The sequence below is a fragment of the Shewanella sp. Choline-02u-19 genome (assembly GCF_002836205.1).
In the GTDB taxonomy this organism is placed as follows: Bacteria; Pseudomonadota; Gammaproteobacteria; order Enterobacterales; family Shewanellaceae; genus Shewanella.
The window spans coordinates 2460084-2479901 of the sequence record NZ_PJBE01000013.1 but is presented as its reverse complement, the minus strand read 5'-3'; the positions used below and the strand labels follow the sequence as shown (position 1 = coordinate 2479901).

The 19818-nt window shown below is 41.9% G+C and carries 16 protein-coding genes; 9 read left to right on the top strand and 7 right to left on the bottom strand.

Annotated features, from left to right (window positions below):
• Nucleotides 1-7 precede the first annotated feature (7 nt).
• The 3 genes from phoB to CXF83_RS17410 all read left to right on the top strand — a co-directional run bounded on the left by phoB (nt 8) and on the right by CXF83_RS17410 (nt 3251).
• Nucleotides 8-697, top strand: a complete 690-nt coding sequence (gene phoB / locus CXF83_RS17420) for a phosphate regulon transcriptional regulator PhoB (protein ID WP_101090388.1) — start codon at nt 8-10, stop codon at nt 695-697.
• Between the two features lie 69 nt (nt 698-766).
• Nucleotides 767-2089 (top strand): phosphate regulon sensor histidine kinase PhoR, encoded by a 1323-nt coding sequence (gene phoR / locus CXF83_RS17415; protein ID WP_101090387.1) that lies wholly within the window; start codon nt 767-769, stop codon nt 2087-2089.
• A 190-nt stretch (nt 2090-2279) separates the two neighbouring features.
• On the top strand, nt 2280-3251 hold the full coding sequence (locus CXF83_RS17410) for a PstS family phosphate ABC transporter substrate-binding protein (RefSeq protein WP_101090386.1): 972 nt from the start codon (nt 2280-2282) through the stop codon (nt 3249-3251).
• A gap of 78 nt (nt 3252-3329) precedes the next feature.
• Here CXF83_RS17410 and CXF83_RS17405 read toward each other — a convergent pair whose 3' ends face one another.
• A complete protein-coding gene (locus CXF83_RS17405; RefSeq protein WP_101090385.1) occupies nt 3330-4214 on the bottom strand; it encodes a collagenase in 885 nt (294 codons plus the stop codon).
• A gap of 138 nt (nt 4215-4352) precedes the next feature.
• Between CXF83_RS17405 and CXF83_RS17400 the strand changes: the two genes are divergently transcribed.
• On the top strand, nt 4353-6143 hold the full coding sequence (locus CXF83_RS17400) for a M1 family metallopeptidase (protein ID WP_101090384.1): 1791 nt from the start codon (nt 4353-4355) through the stop codon (nt 6141-6143).
• 2436 nt (nt 6144-8579) lie between these two features.
• On the opposite strand, the gene CXF83_RS17395 is transcribed toward CXF83_RS17400, so the two are convergent.
• Both CXF83_RS17395 and CXF83_RS17390 read right to left on the bottom strand, forming a co-directional pair.
• Complete coding sequence (locus CXF83_RS17395; protein WP_101090551.1) at nt 8580-9062, bottom strand: glutathione peroxidase; 483 nt, start codon at nt 9060-9062, stop codon at nt 8580-8582.
• 203 nt (nt 9063-9265) lie between these two features.
• On the bottom strand, nt 9266-10351 hold the full coding sequence (locus tag CXF83_RS17390) for a DUF4382 domain-containing protein (protein WP_101090552.1): 1086 nt from the start codon (nt 10349-10351) through the stop codon (nt 9266-9268).
• Between the two features lie 419 nt (nt 10352-10770).
• On the opposite strand from CXF83_RS17390, the gene CXF83_RS17385 reads away from it, so the two are divergent.
• Both CXF83_RS17385 and CXF83_RS17380 read left to right on the top strand, forming a co-directional pair.
• The gene (locus CXF83_RS17385) at nt 10771-11310 is read left to right on the top strand and encodes a YfaZ family outer membrane protein (protein ID WP_101090672.1); all 540 of its coding nucleotides are present in this window, start codon (nt 10771-10773) and stop codon (nt 11308-11310) included.
• Nucleotides 11311-11551: 241 nt separating this feature from the next.
• Nucleotides 11552-13222, top strand: a complete 1671-nt coding sequence (locus CXF83_RS17380; RefSeq protein ID WP_101090553.1) for a 7TM diverse intracellular signaling domain-containing protein — start codon at nt 11552-11554, stop codon at nt 13220-13222.
• 72 nt (nt 13223-13294) lie between these two features.
• Here CXF83_RS17380 and CXF83_RS17375 read toward each other — a convergent pair whose 3' ends face one another.
• From CXF83_RS17375 to CXF83_RS17365, 3 genes are all read right to left on the bottom strand, one after another.
• The gene (locus CXF83_RS17375) at nt 13295-13522 is read right to left on the bottom strand and encodes a hypothetical protein (RefSeq protein ID WP_101090554.1); all 228 of its coding nucleotides are present in this window, start codon (nt 13520-13522) and stop codon (nt 13295-13297) included.
• A 215-nt stretch (nt 13523-13737) separates the two neighbouring features.
• A complete protein-coding gene (locus CXF83_RS17370; RefSeq protein WP_101090555.1) occupies nt 13738-15087 on the bottom strand; it encodes an RsmB/NOP family class I SAM-dependent RNA methyltransferase in 1350 nt (449 codons plus the stop codon).
• A 188-nt stretch (nt 15088-15275) separates the two neighbouring features.
• Nucleotides 15276-15947, bottom strand: a complete 672-nt coding sequence (locus CXF83_RS17365) for a DUF2461 domain-containing protein (RefSeq protein ID WP_101090556.1) — start codon at nt 15945-15947, stop codon at nt 15276-15278.
• 372 nt (nt 15948-16319) lie between these two features.
• On the opposite strand from CXF83_RS17365, the gene CXF83_RS17360 reads away from it, so the two are divergent.
• The 3 genes from CXF83_RS17360 (at nt 16320) to CXF83_RS17350 (ending at nt 18743) form a co-directional block, all read left to right on the top strand.
• Complete coding sequence (locus tag CXF83_RS17360) at nt 16320-16775, top strand: YaiI/YqxD family protein (protein WP_101090557.1); 456 nt, start codon at nt 16320-16322, stop codon at nt 16773-16775.
• A 548-nt stretch (nt 16776-17323) separates the two neighbouring features.
• Complete coding sequence (locus tag CXF83_RS17355) at nt 17324-17887, top strand: OmpA family protein (protein WP_101090558.1); 564 nt, start codon at nt 17324-17326, stop codon at nt 17885-17887.
• Between the two features lie 31 nt (nt 17888-17918).
• On the top strand, nt 17919-18743 hold the full coding sequence (locus tag CXF83_RS17350) for a mechanosensitive ion channel family protein (protein WP_101090559.1): 825 nt from the start codon (nt 17919-17921) through the stop codon (nt 18741-18743).
• 75 nt (nt 18744-18818) lie between these two features.
• Here the strand turns inward: CXF83_RS17350 and CXF83_RS17345 are convergent, their stop codons facing one another.
• A complete protein-coding gene (locus CXF83_RS17345; protein ID WP_101090560.1) occupies nt 18819-19457 on the bottom strand; it encodes a trimeric intracellular cation channel family protein in 639 nt (212 codons plus the stop codon).
• Between the last annotated feature and the right edge of the window lie 361 nt (nt 19458-19818).

The window sequence follows — 19818 nt, the reverse complement described above, 5'->3', positions numbered from 1 at the left end:
ATCGATTATGACAGCAAGGATACTGATAGTTGAAGATGAGTTAGCGATTCGCGAGATGCTAACTTTCGTGTTAGAGCAACATGGCTTTACCACAACGTCGGCTGAAGATTACGACTCAGCACTGGATATGTTAACAGAGCCCTATCCCGATCTTGTTTTACTTGATTGGATGTTCCCAGGTGGCAGTGGTATTCAATTAGCTAAGCGATTACGTCAAGATGAATTTACCCGTCATATTCCAATTATCATGTTGACGGCTCGTGGTGAAGAGGAAGATAAAGTGAGGGGCCTTGAAGTGGGCGCCGATGACTTTATTACGAAACCTTTTTCTCCTAAAGAGCTGGTTGCGCGTATTAAGGCGGTATTACGCCGTGCCGCGCCAACATGTCTTGAAGACCCCATCGATGTGCAAGGATTACAATTGGACCCTGTAAGTCATCGTGTCACCGTTGGTGAACAAGTATTAGACATGGGCCCGACAGAGTTTCGTTTATTACATTTCTTTATGACGCACCCGGAGCGTGTTTACAGCCGTGAACAGCTGCTTGATAATGTTTGGGGCACCAACGTATATGTTGAAGATAGAACGGTTGATGTGCATATTAGACGTTTACGCAAAGCGGTGACTGAATCAGGGCATGATCGCCTTATTCAAACTGTTCGTGGCGCTGGCTACCGTTTCTCAACGAGACTTTAGTTCAATATCTCATAGGCATAAGATAGCTTTTCCGTTATCTTATGCTCAGCTCTCCCATATGGTCGGTCTATGTTTGATTCATATTCTGGGTATCGTCTAATTTCTCGATTGGTGATCTATCTACTGCTTTGTTTAGTGGTTGGTTTGCTGGTTAATGAAGTCTTTTGGATACTTTTACTCGGTTGTATCTGTTTACTGTTTTGGAATTACCGTCAGCTTTCACGGCTTAACTATTGGCTGTGGCATGACCGCCGCTTAACACCGCCGAACGGCAGCGGTAGTTGGGAAGGGGTATTTAACGGTATCTACCGCTTACAGGGCAAAAACCGTAAACGCGTATCTCAACTCGCATTTCTACTCGGCCGCTTCAGGCAGGGCGCTGAAGCACTTCCTGATGCTGCCGTCGTGCTCGATGCTGAGCACAATATACTCTGGTGTAATAAACTCGCGCAGCTGTTATTAGGTTTTGTCTGGCCGCAAGATAATGGCCAGCGAATTGATAACCTTATCCGTCATCCTGATTTTTCTAATTACTTAAAAGATGCTGAATACCAAGAGCCTTTAGAATTAGCGGCCCCCCTGTCTGAAGGGCGCTTATTAGAGATTCGGATCATGGGCTATGGCTCTGGCCAATTACTACTGATTGCACGAGATATTACTCGGGTGCGTCAACTGGAGGGGATGCGTAAAGAGTTTGTCGCTAATGTATCACACGAGCTAAAGACGCCTTTAACTGTGCTGCAGGGCTATTTGGAAATGATGCAGTCCATGGCGGAGCCTGACTCTCCCAATATTAAAGCGATGGAGCAGATGCAACAGCAAACCACGCGTATGCGTTCTATGGTTGAGCAGTTACTCGCGTTATCAAGAATTGAGGATGCCGGGGATGTAAACCTCGAAGTTAAAGTGAACATGTCATCGATGATGGACATACTGCATGACGAGGCACTCGCGTTAGCACAAGATCAGTATCAGGTAAGTCTTTATTGTGAGCCAGGGCTTGATATGTATGGTAATGAGGTACAGCTACGAAGTGCTTGCACAAACCTTATCTCCAATGCGATTCGATATACAGAACCTGGTGGGACTATCGATATTAGCTGGCGGAAGATTGCCACTGGCGGACAATTTAGTGTGCGTGACAGTGGTGAAGGTATCGCAGCGCAACATATTAGCCGCTTAACGGAACGCTTCTATCGGGTTGATAGTGCGCGCTCAAGACAAAGTGGTGGTACAGGTTTAGGCCTTGCGATTACTAAGCATGCGCTGAATCATCACCAGAGCGAGCTTATGGTATCAAGCCAGTTAGGTAAGGGCAGTACATTTAGTTTTGTTATTCCGCCTAACCTGATTGAGTTTACGGTGCCTGAGGCTCTCACTTCAGCCGACTGAGGGCGATAAGCTAAAATTAGATGACATAAAAACAGGCGCTTAGCCTGTTTTTTTATATTACCGCTATTAACTTGTCAAAAATACCCGCGTTGTCATCCAAGTGTCACGTTACAGTAATAGACTTGTCATCATAGAAGTTAATACTGACAGCGTTTTAAGAAACCATGATATTTAAACACTGGAGCAAAGAATGAAATTGAAACAACTTGTTGGCGCAGTAAGCTTAACTGCAGCGACTGTATTTTCTGCAGCATCAATGGCTGCAATCGACCAGTCTTTACCAACTTATGAAAAAACAAGTGGTGTGTCTGGTAACTTATCGTCTGTTGGTTCAGATACTTTGGCTAACATGATGACGCTATGGGCTGAGGATTTTAAACAACTGTACCCTAACGTGAATATTCAAATTCAAGCAGCGGGTTCTTCTACTGCGCCGCCAGCATTGACTGAAGGTACTTCTCAGTTCGGCCCGATGAGCCGTAAGATGAAGCCAAATGAAGTTGAAGCATTCGAAAAGCACTACGGCTACCAGCCAACTGCGATTCGTGTTGCAATCGATGCGTTAGCAGTGTTTGTGCATAAAGATAACCCAATCAAAGGCATGAGCATGGAGCAGATCGACGGTATCTTCTCTTCTACTAAAAAGTGTGGCGGTGATGATGTTAAGCGTTGGGGTGATGTTGGCCTAACGGGTAGCTGGTCTACACGTGACGTACAATTATATGGTCGTAACTCAGTATCTGGTACTTACGGTTACTTCAAAAAGAAAGCGCTTTGTAAAGGCGACTTCAAAGCTAACGTTAATGAGCAACCCGGTTCAGCTTCAGTAGTTCAGTCGGTATCTCAATCACTCAATGCGATTGGCTACTCTGGAATTGGTTATAAAACAGCAGGCGTAAAAGCAGTTGCGATTTCTAAGAAAGGCACCAATTACATCGCTGCTTCACCTGAAAATGCGGCAAGCGGTAAGTACCCACTATCACGTTACTTATATGTTTATGTGAACAAGCATCCTAACAAGGCACTTGCGCCAATGGATCGTGAGTTCATCCGCTATGTACTGTCACTGCAAGGACAGCAAATCGTAGAGAAAGACGGTTATGTTGCACTTCCACGCAGCGTTATTGCTAAAGATTTAGAGAAAGCCGGTATCCGCCTTTAAACTCTAATCTAGCAAGATAGACCTAAAAAGGCCTCATTAAGAGGCCTTTTTTGATGGTGATATAAACGGTAATCGTAACTAATTTTTTACTGTTAGGTCTGTTAACCACACTTGAAACTCATCATCCATACTGGTTCCCCATTGGCTCACTAATGCTTGGTATCTCGGGTAATCACCTTTACGTGTAAAAGTCAGCATCTCATCAATCTTGTCTTTATGGTTTTCAAGCATAAAGCGCACCGCTAAATAGCCCCAACGGTACACTCTATCACCACCACCATTACGCTCATAACTGGTATTAAACAAATCACTTAAGACTAAGTTTTTATCGCCTATGACCTTGATGGCCTTTGGGTTGTCATCGCCAAGAGAGATGTATTCTGCAACACCTTCGCTCCACCAAACAGTATGAGGGTACAAAGGAGCGGGTTTCGGGCAATATTCTGGTGCACTATGTGAGTCATGCAGTGATGCGCAAAAATCGCCGTAAAGGTTAAAGCGACCATCGAGATAATGCACATACTCATGGGCGAGGTTCCAAACTTGGCCTTTTTTCTCATAGGCAACAAACTCTGCTTGATTGCCATCTACCCAAGGAAAGCCCTCTAGGTACATGCCGCCGTTATCACTAGGAACATCAAAGTGAGCGGTCACATTGGCTATATAGTCTTCTCTGGAATGGTAAACATTAGCCCGCATACTGTGGTTGTTGTCGTTGGCTACAGGCTTATTCAATGTGCCGAACAAAAGGTGAAACTTAGCTTCCTGTGTTTGCAGTAATAAGCATGCAGACTCAATTTGTTGTGACGTTAATGCTTGAGAACGAATTATGATAGTGTCACTACAGGCATAATTTTGGCTGAGTACAGTATTAAGGTCCTTGGCCGACTCGGCAGCAGCAAGCTGCGGTGTTATAAGTAGAGGACTGAGCAATAAAGCGAGTGTAAGGTGTTTATTTTTCATGGAGGGTTTCTCTCATTTTTATATTTGCATACAATATCCGCAAGTGTTCCATTTAAACTTATTCAAGTCAATCTCATCTACATGGATGAATTATGGCTAAAATACCCTCAAAGATTCAGTGACTAAAAAGGATATGCCGTGTTAGAGCCCTGGGATAATAGCCGTGACTACCATTCATTCGCCAATACAGAGCAAGTTTGTGTTAAGCACTTATCATTGATGTTAGATGTGGATTTTGCATCTAAACAATTGACTGGGCTGGTGGAACTCAAGCTTACATTTTTAGATAACGACACTCGTGAATTGATGCTCGACCTGCGTGATATCACCATCTTTAATGTGACCACCGGGGCAGATCAACAGTTAGAATACGCCATCGACAAAGAAGACGAGATCTTAGGTCAACGCTTATGCGTAAAATTAGATCCGTCTGTCAGCAGTGTCAAAATACATTACGCTACATCGCCAGCAGCGCAAGGCTTGCAGTGGTTAACGCCCGCTCAAACAAGTGGCAAGCAACTGCCGTTTCTTTTTAGTCAATCTCAACCCATTAATGCTCGTAGCTGGATCCCACTGCAAGATACACCAAAGGCTAGAATTACCTTTGATGCGGTGATCAACGCACCTAAAGGCATGCGAGCGGTAATGAGTGCCATGAATGATGCCAATGTTGCGCTTGATGGTCGCTTTAGTTTCACCATGGAAAAAGCGATGCCGACTCACCTGCTTGCCATCGCCGTTGGTGATCTGGCTTTTGGTCGATTAGGAGCACGTACCGGAGTTTATGCCGAGCCTGAGGTTGTCGAATCGGCAATCGCTGAATTTGAAGACACCGAGAGCATGGTTGAAGTGGCTGAGTCCTTGCTTGGCCCCTATCCTTGGGGCCGTTATGACATGCTCGTTTTGCCACCCAGTTTCCCATTTGGTGGAATGGAGAACCCGCGACTCGCTTTTATGACGCCAACGTTAATTGCTGGTGATAAAAGCCTAGTGTCTACTGTTGCTCATGAGTTAGCGCACTCTTGGACCGGTAACTTGGTCAGTAATGCGACTTGGCGTGACTTATGGCTAAACGAGGGCTTCACCACATACTTCACTAACCGTATCGTCGAAAAAGTCTTTGGTAAAGAGTTAGCTGAACTTGAAGTTGTGCTTGAATACGGCCGACTAAAAGAAGCCATTGAGTCTACTGCACTGCAGGCACAAACCTTGCCTGCCAATATGCAAAATCAAGATCCAAACGAAGCTTTTAATCGCTTCACTTATGACAAAGCATCAATGTTCGTACACGACTTAGAAAAAAGGCTTGGGCGTGAGTCTTTTGATACATTTCTTTATGATTATGTGCAAGCGTTTGCTTTTGAAGCGATAACAACGGAAACCTTCGTTGAGTATGCTAAAAAGACCTTATTAGTTGAGCATGCAGATTCAATAACTGAAGCTGACTTATTGGGTTGGATCTACGGCGAAGGTATGCCGGAATGGTTTACCGCACCCACTTCAAATAGCCTAGATAAAGTGAACGTTGCACTCGCTGCATTCACATCGGGTTGTCTTGCGACAGAGTTAAATACCCTTGGCTGGTTAGTACACCATTGGCAGTACTTTTTGGCTAACCTACCGTTGGTGATTACACACACGCAACTGAGCGATCTTGATAACGTCTTTTCATTGACAGTTTCGACTAACGCAGAGATCGCATGTGATTGGTATAAGGTCGCTATTCGTAACGGCTATACTGCGGTATTGCCAGCGGTAAGTGACTACCTCGTTAAAATAGGTCGGGGTAAACTTGTCAGGCCTCTCTATGCTGAATTACTCAAAGCGGGATTTACAGCTGAGATTAAAAATATCTACGCGCTGGCACGTGATGGTTATCATCCGTCAATAGCTGTGATGCTAGATATTCAGCTTGAAGATGTTCGTTAATGGGAAAAAAAATGGCAACCCAAATGGGTTGCCATACAATATGTTTCTCAGGAGTTAAACAAGTCAATGCGCTAGCGAAACTGTTAACTCCAATGGCAAACCTCAACAGGAGTGCCCAAGGGAATGATGATGAACAATGAAACTAAAAGCTAAGCCAACTGATGAAATTCACTTAACGAGAATCGGTTCATATAGTGAGAGTCGTTTATTTCAAATTAGTTCCCAAATGAAGGCGTTTTATTGCATTTTATTTCACTTCTTTCTCTTGGCTTAAACTGAACATAAAGTCTATGTGCTTCTTTTGTCTTAAATTCTATTGTTTGAGCCTTGTAAAGCTGGATAAGAACCGCGATTAAGTCTCAAGTAAAAAAGTCTCAAGTAAAAACAGGCAAAAAAAATGGCAACCCAAATGGGTTGCCATACAATATGTTTCTCAGGAGTTAAACAAGTCAATGCGCTAGCGAAACTGTTAACTCCAATGGCAAACCTCAACAGGAGTGCCCAAGGGAATGATGATGAACAATGAAACTAAAAGCTAAGCCAACTGATGAAATTCACTTAACGAGAATCGGTTCATATAGTGAGAGTCGCTTATTTCAAATTAGTTCCCAAATGAAGGCGTTTTATTGCATTTTATTTCACTTCTTTCTCTTGGCTTAAACTGAACATAAAGTCTATGTGCTTCTTTTGTCTTAAATTCTATTGTTTGAGCCTTGTAAAGCTGGATAAGAACCGCGATTAAGTCTCAAGTAAAAAAGTCTCAAGTAAAAACAGGCAAAAAAAATGGCAACCCAAATGGGTTGCCATACAATATGTTTCTCAGGAGTTAAACAAGTCAATGCGCTAGCGAAACTGTTAACTCCAATGGCAAACCTCAACAGGAGTGCCCAAGGGAATGATGATGAACAATGAAACTAAAAGCTAAGCCAACTGATGAAATTCACTTAACGAGAATCGGTTCATATAGTGAGAGTCGCTTATTTCAAATTAGTTCCCAAATGAAGGCGTTTTATTGCATTTTATTTCACTTCTTTCTCTTGGCTTAAACTGAACATAAAGTCTATGTGCTTCTTTTGTCTTAAATTCTATTGTTTGAGCCTTGTAAAGCTGGATAAGAACCGCGATTAAGTCTCAAGTAAAAAAGTCTCAAGTAAAAACAGGCAAAAAAAATGGCAACCCAAATGGGTTGCCATACAATATGTTTCTCAGGAGTTAAACAAGTCAATGCGCTAGCGAAACTGTTAACTCCAATGGCAAACCTCAACAGGAGTGCCCAAGGGAATGATGATGAACAATGAAACTAAAAGCTAAGCCAACTGATGAAATTCACTTAACGAGAATCGGTTCATATAGTGAGAGTCGCTTATTTCAAATTAGTTCCCAAATGAAGGCGTTTTATTGCATTTTATTTCACTTCTTTCTCTTGGCTTAAACTGAACATAAAGTCTATGTGCTTCTTTTGTCTTAAATTCTATTGTTTGAGCCTTGTAAAGCTGGATAAGAACCGCGATTAAGTCTCAAGTAAAAAAGTCTCAAGTAAAAACAGGCAAAAAAAATGGCAACCCAAATGGGTTGCCATACAATATGTTTCTCAGGAGTTAAACAAGTCAATGCGCTAGCGAAACTGTTAACTCCAATGGCAAACCTCAACAGGAGTGCCCAAGGGAATGATGATGAACAATGAAACTAAAAGCTAAGCCAACTGATGAAATTCACTTAACGAGAATCGGTTCATATAGTGAGAGTCGCTTATTTCAAATTAGTTCCCAAATGAAGGCGTTTTATTGCATTTTATTTCACTTCTTTCTCTTGGCTTAAACTGAACATAAAGTCTATGTGCTTCTTTTGTCTTAAATTCTATTGTTTGAGCCTTGTAAAGCTGGATAAGAACCGCGATTAAGTCTCAAGTAAAAAAGTCTCAAGTAAAAACAGGCAAAAAAAATGGCAACCCAAATGGGTTGCCATACAATATGTTTCTCAGGAGTTAAACAAGTCAATGCGCTAGCGAAACTGTTAACTCCAATGGCAAACCTCAACAGGAGTGCCCAAGGGAATGATGATGAACAATGAAACTAAAAGCTAAGCCAACTGATGAAATTCACTTAACGAGAATCGGTTCATATAGTGAGAGTCGTTTATTTCAAATTAGTTCCCACAGCTTAGAGTCTTTTTGCTTACTTTTTGTTTTTTGTCGTTGAATTTGACTGTTTTTGATAATTTAGGATAAAAAAAGGGCAACCCAATGGGTTGCCTGATTGACCTACTTAGAGATCAAGGGGACTGCGCTAGAAGTCCCAGGGAGAATGATGAACATGAAAACAAATTCAATGCTCAAGAAGTTAGAGGGTGTTGTTTTGTGAAAGTTCAAAAAATAGACAAATAAATTTCAATTTTTTTTACTCAATAATTAAGGCACTGTTTATTCAATGTTTTTATTTACAGTAACTTTAAAATATCATTTTCAATAGCCATTGGTTTGGTTGTTGAAGCAAAGCGCTTTTCAACTTTACCTTGCTTGTTAACCAAGAACTTTGTGAAATTCCACTTTATCCGCTCAGAGCCAAATAGGCCTTTTGCTTCAGCTTTTAAGTGACGATATAAAGGGGCTGTATTTTCCCCATTGACCTCTATTTTTTCAAATAGAGGGAAGGTGACGCCAAAGTTAAGTTCGCAAAATGAACTTATCTCTGCGCTATTACCTTTTTCTTGAGCACCAAACTGGTTACAAGGGAATCCGAGGATCGCTAAGCCTTGTGATTGGTACTTCTTATAAAGCTCTTCAAGCTCCTTGTACTGCGGAGTAAAGCCACATTCACTAGCAGTATTAACAATTAAAACCACTTTTCCTTTGTAGTCCTCGAGAGAGGTTTCTTGCCCTTGAATATTTGTTACTGAAAACCCGTAAATTGAAGATGACATAATGTGCTCCTTTTTCTGCTGATACCTTACTATTATTTATAATTGCTAGCAATATTGTTGCGCACAATTTATTTTAATGTGACATATTCAGCAACCAGATGTAGAAGATATCAAATTTATGGGATGGTATTTTTTTGATGAAAAAAAGGCATGCATTAAATCATACCTTTTTTTCCGTAGCGTGATGTTAAATCCAAGCGACTTTACGAGTCACTTGGTACAAATGATTCAGGGAAGTGACGTGTTGTTGTTTCATCAACGACAACAGTAACGTCCTGCTCGGAAGAGTCGATGAAAAAAGCCGCTGTTCCATCCTGAGGATCACGAACATTGGATGCTTCAGGATCATCATTTTGTGCAAGACAGGTGTAACCTAAGCTATATGTGTCGGCGACAACAAAGCCAAACTCATATTTATAACCTGAGGTGTTTCCTTCATTGTCTTCAATAGGGTTAACTCTAGCGGAGGTGATCGGGGCTACTTGAGTTAGTACATTTTCACCCGTTCTAAAGTCTGCCATATTATCTAATGCTGTACTGTTAGGATAAAGGTATACCGCAGGAGAAAACTCTGAGCCGCTAGCGTTGGTTTCACAGTTGCTCATCGTCTCAGTACTAATTTCGCCGGCTATTGCGCCAACATCTGCACTATTCACCAATTGGACCGATGTTGGTTTTAAGGTCCAATATTCTTTATTGCCATGAGGGCCTTGGAGGCCTTGTGATAAATTGAATTCAGCCACAAATGAGTTGTTGCCCGCTGCAATAGTGAATGCTTTATTAAAAAATAATCGACCGGTATTTTCTTCATCAGCACCAACGCCGCCGCAAGATCCATTACTATTGGTGACTAAGCCTTCGACAACGCCACCGACATAGTCGCCATTGGTGTCTTTGCTTGCACCTGAAAGAACATAAGAGCTGTCTGTATCAGATATCTGGTTATTTTGCATATAGATACACATTTGGTACTCACCAACAGCGACAGATTGACCACTGACGAGTGTTTCCACATCTTGCCCTTGCACACTCAGTAAGTCGACGTGTTGTAGGCCATCATCACCGACAGAAACATCGAATGATACTGAGCCAGCACTGTTTTTTAGCACGACTTGCTTAAATGCGATATTAACCACATTGGCATCGGCTGGATTGTCGGATACACCAAGGCTAAATTTGCCGAACTCTGGGTTCGGTGATGAATCAGAATCTGAATCAGAACCACAGCCCATTAGCACGATGCCGGTTGTAATTGCTATTGCTATCGAGGTGAATTTTAATTGTTTCATGCTTGCTCCAAATCATACCACTCAGGATATTTATTATAGTTGTTTTAAACATTTTTGAGATTTTAAAACTAGGTATAGCAAAGCCATTAATTGAGATGATTAAAGGCTTTGTCGACCAATACCATCGATTAGTATAAAGGCGTTATAACGAGTCTGTAACTCCCAAAATGAGGAATATATCGTAAAATATTTAGATGTTTTTTATCAAGGGAGAAATCAAGCGTTTAGCGAATAAAGCCTTTATATAATCTCCTGCCCCACTTGATACCAAGGTTGTGTTGATGTTGATTTTGTTGGTTGGTGGTTTACTTTTGGTAGCGCTTTATTGAAATGCGAACTTGATCTCACTGTTTAGATGAAACATTAGCTTGGTTTTGTGTATGCTCGCCGCAAATGACAACTATGTGTTGAGACGACAAATGAAAATTAAAGTGTTAGTGGGCGTGGCTTCGCTCTATTTGGTCAGCGTTTCAGCTCTGGCAACAGATGCTAGCGTAAGTTTAAATGATGACACCTTTTTAACCGACCTACAGGTTGACCTGAATAAGGATGTTAACGCGTCTGCAGAGTATATTTATTCTGAAAATGGCGGACAGATGCTATCCGGTGCGATGCATATTGCTCATGATGCGGGTATACACCATATTGAGATTGGCGCAAAGTTTAGTCAGCTTTGGTCTAAGAAAAGTCAGAATGGTAATGTTGTTGGTGTTGGCGGGCGTTATGCAATGCAGTTAGGCTCGAATATTTCGTTTCAGGGGTCGGGCTACTATTCACCTTCAGTGCTGTCATTTGGCAATATTGATGGTTCTTGGCAAGTAGACGGTAAGGTTCAATATCAACTTAACCCTGCACTGGCGTTATTTGTGGGTTATAGAGATATCCGTTTTCAATATGATGATGCTCCAAATGCAACCTTTGAATCAGGCTTTTATTTAGGTGGCAGAGCAACGTTCTAGCGACTTTTTTTATGCTGTTCTATGCAGCTAATAGCGCGGTTATAACATCAGCTATTGGTTGCATGTCTATTTTTCTTTATTTTACCTTCCTCTAAAGTATATCCTCGGGATAACAAAGTGTGCTTTAAATTGTTGATAAACGCCTGTTTCATGTAGACTTAAGTCAAAATATTGTCGAATACGTGAACTTTGTCACGTTGATTTTTGTTCGATGTGGCTTTAGGAAGTGAATTTATCCCCCATGCACATAAAAATTATAACAATCACTTTATTGATATTGTCTCTCTTTGGCAGTAATGAAAGTGTTCATGCAAGTGCTGTATTTGATCATACTTTTCTTTTTGAAGCCTCTGAAGGTGAAAGTTTTCCGCAAGACTTTATGGCAATTACACCTTGGATAAAATCACATCCTCAGCTGAATAAAGTCTCATTGGCGGGCGGTGATTATTGGATGGCAAGCGCTTTTGTTATCTCAGCAGATGAAGGCTTGTGGAGCGTTAATGTCAAAAATGCCATTATTGAATCTATTGACTACTGGATAATTGGCGAAGATGGTTCGAAGCAGTATTTCCACAGCGGTTATTATGCGCCATACGAATTTTTGTTCGACTATGCACGAAAAGCTGAGCTTAAAAAGGCAACTAACTACTGGCTAGTGACCCGAATAAACAGCCGTTATTACTCCTCACAACCCAAGCTTCAAGTGCAACCCTACGAGCAGCATCGTCTTGACTCTGACTTTAGTGCAATGTTTATTGTGCTGTGCTTAGGGGCTCTAGTCTCAATTGCTTTTTATAATCTACTTATTTATGCATCCATTAAAGATAAAGCCTTTTTATATTATGGATTTTACGTGTTAACTTATTTCTGTGGTTGGGCGTTAACATTCCATATTCCGGCACACCTTTTTGGGTTTCATGGCTTGCCGTTGCACCATCTGTTCTTTATTGGTTTACCTATATTTAACATTCTTTTTTATAAGCATTTTTTGCAATTACCAGAACTGTCACCGAGATTATGGACATTAAGTAAATACCTTATGTGGGCATGTATTATTGCGTTGCCAACCAGTATTTATTTAATCTCTTACACTGCTATCATCGCGTCTATTTTGATTATGCTGTGGATTGCTTTAGCGATTACCTGTGGCAATGTGTGCTTGTTAAAAGGCTTTTACCCAGCCCGATACTTCATCTTTGCATTCACCTGTTTGTTGTTACCAGCCGTATTAATTCTTCCTGGAAATATGGGGTTAATGCCTGACTTTTTTGACAACGCTGAGTTAGCGACTTTGATTGGTGGCACAGCCGATGCGTTATTATTGTCGCTAGCATTGGCACATAAAATTCGCATGTTGTCGGATGAAAAACAGCGCTATATTGAAACGCTCGATATCGCCTGGAAAAATGCCCGTATTGATGAGTTAACTAAAATCGCTAACCGTTTTGCATTTGATGAGTTTATGCGTCAAGAGCAACCTATCGGGTCATCGGCTATCTCTGAATGTTACTTAGTACTGGTCACGATAGAGGGCTTGTCACTGGTTAATAAAAAATTGGGTCTTGGAGAGGGAGATAAGCTCATTTGTTTTGTTGCTGCGCAATTAGGTCGACGGACAAGTAGCCATAACCAAGAAAGTATTTTCCGAATAGGTGTAAATGATTTCGTGCTGTTTATTAATAAAGAGTGTATCGAAGATATTGAACTGGCAACAGCTCAGATAGAATCTCACTTTAGTGAAAAAGGCTTTAGCGATGCAAGTCTTCATGTTGGTCGGTGTTTGAATACCAATGTACAGAATAATCATGAATGGTTGCGTAATGCAGATCAAAATTTGTATGCCAATAAGAGCGTTAAGCGTCGTCAACTATATGCGCAGCGGTTAAACAGTACGCTTGATGTAGATGTGTGAGGCTTAGTCAGTATAAAGAGTAAGAGGTTGAAACCATGTTAACCTCTTACTTTATTATAAAACTACAAAATATCAACGCCTTCTACTCTCACTCACAAAATGTTCTTCAGAAAATGCTTCTATTGGCGCTCGCTTATTGTGGCTGCGCTGCTCTTTTCGTCGCAACTTTTGGCGGTTACTTTTACTGTCTTCAGTGAGGTTATCGTCGACATCATTTTCGTAAGATAAATTGTTGTCGAAACGGTTTTCTAAACTATTGTCCCGCTCTACATGTTGATCAAACTCGTATGTATTTCTCATCGCCTTAATCCTAACATTTCCGATTATTGGTGCGTTTTGCACATTGAACTTTGCTGGCTTACCACTGGATAATAAAAACAGAACATGACAGCACAATGACAGCATCGACAGTAATTTGGATTATCAGACAAAGGAAACAAAAACGCCGTGCATTGCACGGCGTTTATCTCTCAATATAGCACTAGATTTTCTCAATATAGTTCTTAAGTATTGAGCTAGCTTTTTCGGCACATTTTAGCAACGAACATACCATCAGTATCTGCATCTTGCGGCCATACCGTGAGCATTTCTGCTGGTTGCCCTGTAAACGGGTGACTCAGTTGCTGCAATGCAAAATGTGGGTGTTGAGAGAGAAATGCATTTACAACCTGCTCGTTTTCAACCGGTGACAGTGAGCAAGTGGCATACACTAATTGTCCCTCTAACTTTACCGCTTTGGCACTGCGGTTAAGAATATCCAATTGCAGTGCTTGCTTGTCATTGACCACACTTACATCGTCTAGCCAGCGCATATCTGGGTTACGGCGCCAAGTGCCAGTGCAACTGCAAGGTGCATCGACAAGTACTCCATCAAAGCTGCCTTGGGAGACGGGGAGAGAATCGTCCTGCCAAGGTGCAATAGAAATGCCACTAAACCCGGCTCGTTTTGCCCGCTTCATCAGCTCTTCTAATGGTTTTTTACGAATGTCTGATGCTGTGATTGAACCCGTTCCGTTCTCATCTTGATTGAACATTAAAGAGCGGATCTGCAGTGATTTTCCACCAGCGCCGCTGCAGGTGTCCCACCAATGGTCATCGGCTTTAGGATCACAAATTTGTCCAATCACTTGTGAGCCGAGATCTTGGATCTCTAAATGGCCCTGAAGGTAAGGTTTTATCGCATTAAGGTTAATGCTCTTATGCCCAAGGTTGACGGTATCACTAAAAAAATCACTGCTGCTAGCGTCAATGTTGTCATTTTTCAGTTCAGTGGTGAGTTGCAGGGCAGAGCACTTTTGCGCCCGTCCCCAAATCGGTGGACGTGAACTCATGGCTTCGATAAGCGCAAGCTCATGCTGAGCGTCTATATCGGTAATGTCCCAAAACCACTGCGGTAATAAGTCTTTTTCTTGAAAGTCGATATCAGTAAAACATTGCTGAACAAATTGGCACTTATCTGACACTGTCGGCAAAGGCTGAGGGCTAGCGTTGACATTGAATTTACCCGACTGATTAGCAAAGCCTTGCCAAGCTTCACTAAATTGGCTCCAAGAGTGGCCTTCTAACTCCGCGACGACCGCAAGTGCTGCAAACCAACTATCGTCTAGCTCTGTGCTGGTATGCACTTTTTTAAGCCAGCCCCACCAACGGAACAGCGCAAATAAGCTTTCTCTAATAACTCGGCGGTCTTTAGAACCATGTTTCTTATTGGCTCTGAAGTATTCGCCTACGATACGATCAGCGGGCATTTTTTGCTGGAACACGCTGTTAAATAGCTGATGTATGGTATTGCTATAGCTAAATGCGCGTTTTTGAGCGCTGGTTTCAGCTTGAAATGCATTAGCTGCTGTAGATGATTCGACCATGTAAATGTGCCTGACGCAGAAGCCTCGAAGGGCTCAGATAAAAAGTGGCGCAATTGTAGCAGAGTCTGCGGTTAAGCGCCTCAGCCAAGGTTGACAGAGTGCACAGGCTTCACCGCCTTTATCCAAGCTGTAGGTGAAAACGGCTGCAGTTGCATAACAAGGAGTTGATTAACTACTAAACGGGTAAGTTAGTAATCCAATTCCAGTGCAAAGCACAGGTAGCGCATGAGTTGCTGGCATTGCTCAAACTCTGCTGCGCAAACGTCGGCAAATTGCGTTGAGCACACTTGCTCTATACTTATCGGTTTAATGGCGATGAAGTCTTTTCGTTTAAGCTCTTCTAGCATAGGGTGAGTTTTATCAAACCCTCTGGGCGGCCTAATTAGCTGACTGCCTTCCATGTTAAACCCGCTTTGTGATAGCGCTGTTAATGCTTTTTTATAACCATTGGGATTTTCGTCGATACAGCTACGGATAGCATTGAGTGCTTTGGATTCAGGATGCCAAATACCCGCCCCTAAAAAGCAACTGTCGTTGGCGATATGTAAGTACAGACCTGGAGCATGTACATCTTTACCTTGAAAGTGGCGAAATTGGATGCCGACATTGGTTTTATAAGGTGTTTTATCCTTACTAAAGCGGCTATCACGCTGGGGGCGCATCATACTGCCGCCGACCTTTTTCGGTACCGCGGTTAATCTAGGTGAAAGCGCTAAGACGGCTGGCTGCATCGATTCGATAAACTGCAGTGCGGGCGTTCGCACTTGATCTTCATATCTTGACTGGTTGGCTTTAAACCATTCTCGCTCATTGTTGACCGATAATTCGTTTAAGAAATCAAAACTGGCATGAGTAAACATTGCTGCGCTCTCAAAGAAACTTAATTGTTGATTAACATAACAAAGTAGCAGCGTAATTTATAGGTTAAATCGACTCACTGACTCGATTAAGGACGAGGTTTTAGCGGGGCTGGTCTCTGTCTAAATAAGTGAGATACTGCTATAGTCTGCGCCAAAATTTATATGGCGGCGCTAAACATCGGTGATGTAAGTTGCAGCGGTGACGGGGCTGATTATGCGTGAGCTAAGCCACTTTAACAGCTTGCGACGGTACAGTATTTAAATCCATAATCGCCATATTTTTAGACACTGTTGTAGGTTCTTATCTGCAGGGAACTTATCGGCAGTCATCGATTTAATACGCCATAATGGCTCGATATATGAAGGAATATTATGAAAATTTGGGTTGATGCTGACGCCTGTCCAGGTGTCACCAAAGAGACGCTTTTTCGCGCTGCTGATCGTGCTGAAATTGAAACGACACTGATTGCGAATCATAGCGTTAAAATTCCACCTTCGCGCTTTATTAAAATGGTCATTGTTTCCTCTGGCTTTGATGTCGCGGATGATGAAATTGTTAGACGACTGCAAGTGGGGGATTTAGTCATTACAGCCGATATTCCTCTAGCAGCTGAAGCCATTGAAAAAGGCGCACTCGCGTTGAATCCACGTGGTGAGCTGTATACCGATCAAAACATTAAATCGATTTTGAATATGCGAGACTTTATGGATACGATGCGGGCAAGTGGGGTTCAAACCGGAGGCCCCGCAGCCATGGGACAAAGTGAGCGACAGGCTTTTGCCAACCAATTAGACCGTATTATTACTAAGTTTAAACAACAAAAGTAATTCGGGTTATTAGCACATCTTATGATGTGATCAGCCCTAATAAAATTTTGAGTGTTACTTTTATCTCGACGGCATGCCGCTAACAGCGTATTGCCATTGTTTGCTTATTTTATTTACTATTTCCGCTAGCTTTCACTGCTTTTTATCTTCTATTTTTTTACTGTTATTTCTCACCCAAAAAAGCGGTTAAACAATCATAAAACTAAGCCAATGAGTTGTAGCGCTGGCTTCAAGGGAATGACTCCCTAGGCGATGTGCTTTGAATTGAAGGCGCACAAAACCTCTGCAACGAGTCTTTTCAAGTCCTGCTCTGCTCAATAATTCACATACAGCCCTATAAATAGCGAATGGCGACGTTTGTTAACCTCTGTAAATACAGTGGTTAAACGGGTGATGTTGGGGTAATTACCGAAAACTGACTATGATGTAGTGATTAAGTTAATTATTTAACTGCCTTTTTGCTTTTTGTTAGTTAACATAGTTAACAGGTAGCCCCTGTCTAATCATGCGGCTTTGCGAAAGGTTTGCTCCGACTCTAGGTTAACGATATGCGATGGTTGATATTCGGTCTGCTGTTTTGCTTGTTATTTACCCGTCCGACTTTTGGGCGAGACTGGTTAGATAGCGATGCAGATGGCGTACCTGATCGCAAAGATGCGTGCGTCGAAACGAATACCGGTCAAGCGGTAGATGCTAGCGGCTGTGCTCGCACGGTATTAACGACTGAGCTTTGCCTTAACACATTGATGGGGGATTTTTACCCGACCCATTGCACGCAGTTGTCATCTAATGTTGTTAAATTCGACTTTGCTAAGTCGGATCTATTATCCAGCCAAAGGCCAGTGCTTGAACGTGTTTCGCTCTGGTTAAGCAAGGTACCGGTTAGGTTGTTACTGATTGGTCATACGGATTCTGTCGGCAGTGAGCGTTTTAATCTGACGTTGTCATTGTCACGGGCAAACGGGGTTAAACGAGCGCTAATAGATGAGTTTAATTTTAATGCCAAGCGTTTTGATGTAAAAGGCGTCGGCGATCAACAGCCCATTGCTGATAATCAAAGTCGTCGTGGTCGAGCGTTAAATAGAAGAGTTGAGTTTTTCGTTATTTTTTAAAAATACATTTCAAAATTAAGGGAGTATATACATGGATAATTTGCAAGGTCTGATGGATCAAGCACCAGAACTGATTGTCACTTATGGTCTGAGAATTCTATTCGCAATCATTATTTTTGTGATTGGTAAGTTTTTTGCTGGAGTTGCCAAAAAACTCACGACAAAACTACTTAACAAGCGCAAAGTCGATGAAACTGTCACTTCGTTTGTTGGCAATATAGCTTGGTCATTGGTATTTGTATTTACCATAGTGGCGACATTAGGGCAGATTGGTGTGCAAACTGCGTCTCTGGTGGCTGTTATTGGTGCCGCTGGCTTAGCGGTTGGTTTAGCGCTACAAGGTTCACTGTCCAATTTTGCCGCAGGCGTATTGATGGTGTTATTCCGCCCTTGTCGTGTGGGTGACTATGTTGAAGCTGCAGGTATTGCAGGTACGGTCAGTGAAATTACGATTTTTTCAACCAAGCTACTTAGCCCTGATAATAAAGTGATTATTGCACCAAACTCAGCAATGATGGATGGCACTATTGTCAACTATTCGGCAATGGAAACTCGTCGTTTAGACTTGGTCATTGGCGTGTCTTATGATGCAAATCTTGCTGAAACAAAGAAGGTATTAACCTCAATACTGGATAATAGTCAGTATGTACTTAAAGATCCCGCTTACACTGTAGCGGTAGCAGAACTTGCTGATTCTTCAGTTAACCTTGTGGTTCGTCCATGGGTAAAAGGCAGTGATTACTGGCCTGCGCATTTTGAAATTTTAGAGCAGATTAAAATTGCTCTTGATGAGGCGGGTATTGGAATTCCTTATCCACAAATGGATCTCTATGTGAAAGAGACCCCAGCAAGCTAATAGCTTAATTGGATAAGTAAAAGGTCAGCATTTGCTGACCTTTTTTATGATTTTAAACTGCTAGCTTAGTGGTTATTAATGGATGTTGTCTGACTGATATTGGTAGTCAAACTTGGGCATTGACCAATGATAGCGGATAGCGAGCATTCTAAAGCTAAAGCCAAAGGTCAGTGCGATAGAAAGGCTTATCCATTCAACTACACCGTTTAGCTTCATCGCCACATATAAAGCAGATGTTAGCAAAGCTACTAATGCGTATAGTTCTTTCTTAAAAATAAGCGGCACTTGATTGCATAAAATATCACGGATAACGCCGCCAAAAACGCCAGTCACAACCCCCATCACAATCGCTATCTCAATGCTGTAACCCAGCATTAAGGTTTTTTGTGTACCAACAATAGAAAATACCGCTAGACCAATTGCATCAATGGCCAAAAACAATCGCGATAAGTAGCGCATTAACGGTGCAATCATCACCGTGAGCAGTGATGCTGCCGCGATGGCTAGCAAGTAATGTGCATTTTCAATCCATACTAGGGGGTAATTTCCAAGGAGCATATCACGCAGGGTGCCACCACCAATCGCGGTGACACAACCAATAATCACCACACCAAAAAGGTCCATCTGTTTTTTACCGGCGGCTAGGGCGCCCGTCATCGCTTCAGCTAAGATGCCGATGAGCCACAAAGCACTGATCACTTTTACTTCTAACATAAGATAATTCTAGCTAACCAAAAGAAAGCGAAGTCTGCCCGTATTTCAGCAAAAAATACAGTGATAAATATTGTTTTTAGCATTACTTAATCTAATGCATTATTTTGGCGTTTGTTTGTCATAGCCCAATAAATTTGGGTTTTTGGTGATGTTTAGGCATAGTTTTAATGATTAAGTAAAATAAACGGTGTCTATTTATGGTGCTTTGGCTGTATTCGCTGCAGGTATCGTTCATTTGATTTATTGAAGTATCTGTAAACTTGGCGCTGGTAGAAGCTGGGTTGTCACAGTATTATTAGGGGGCTTTAATCATTCTATTCTTTGTAGCCAAGAACAGAACAAAAACTAAGCTCGAAAGAAC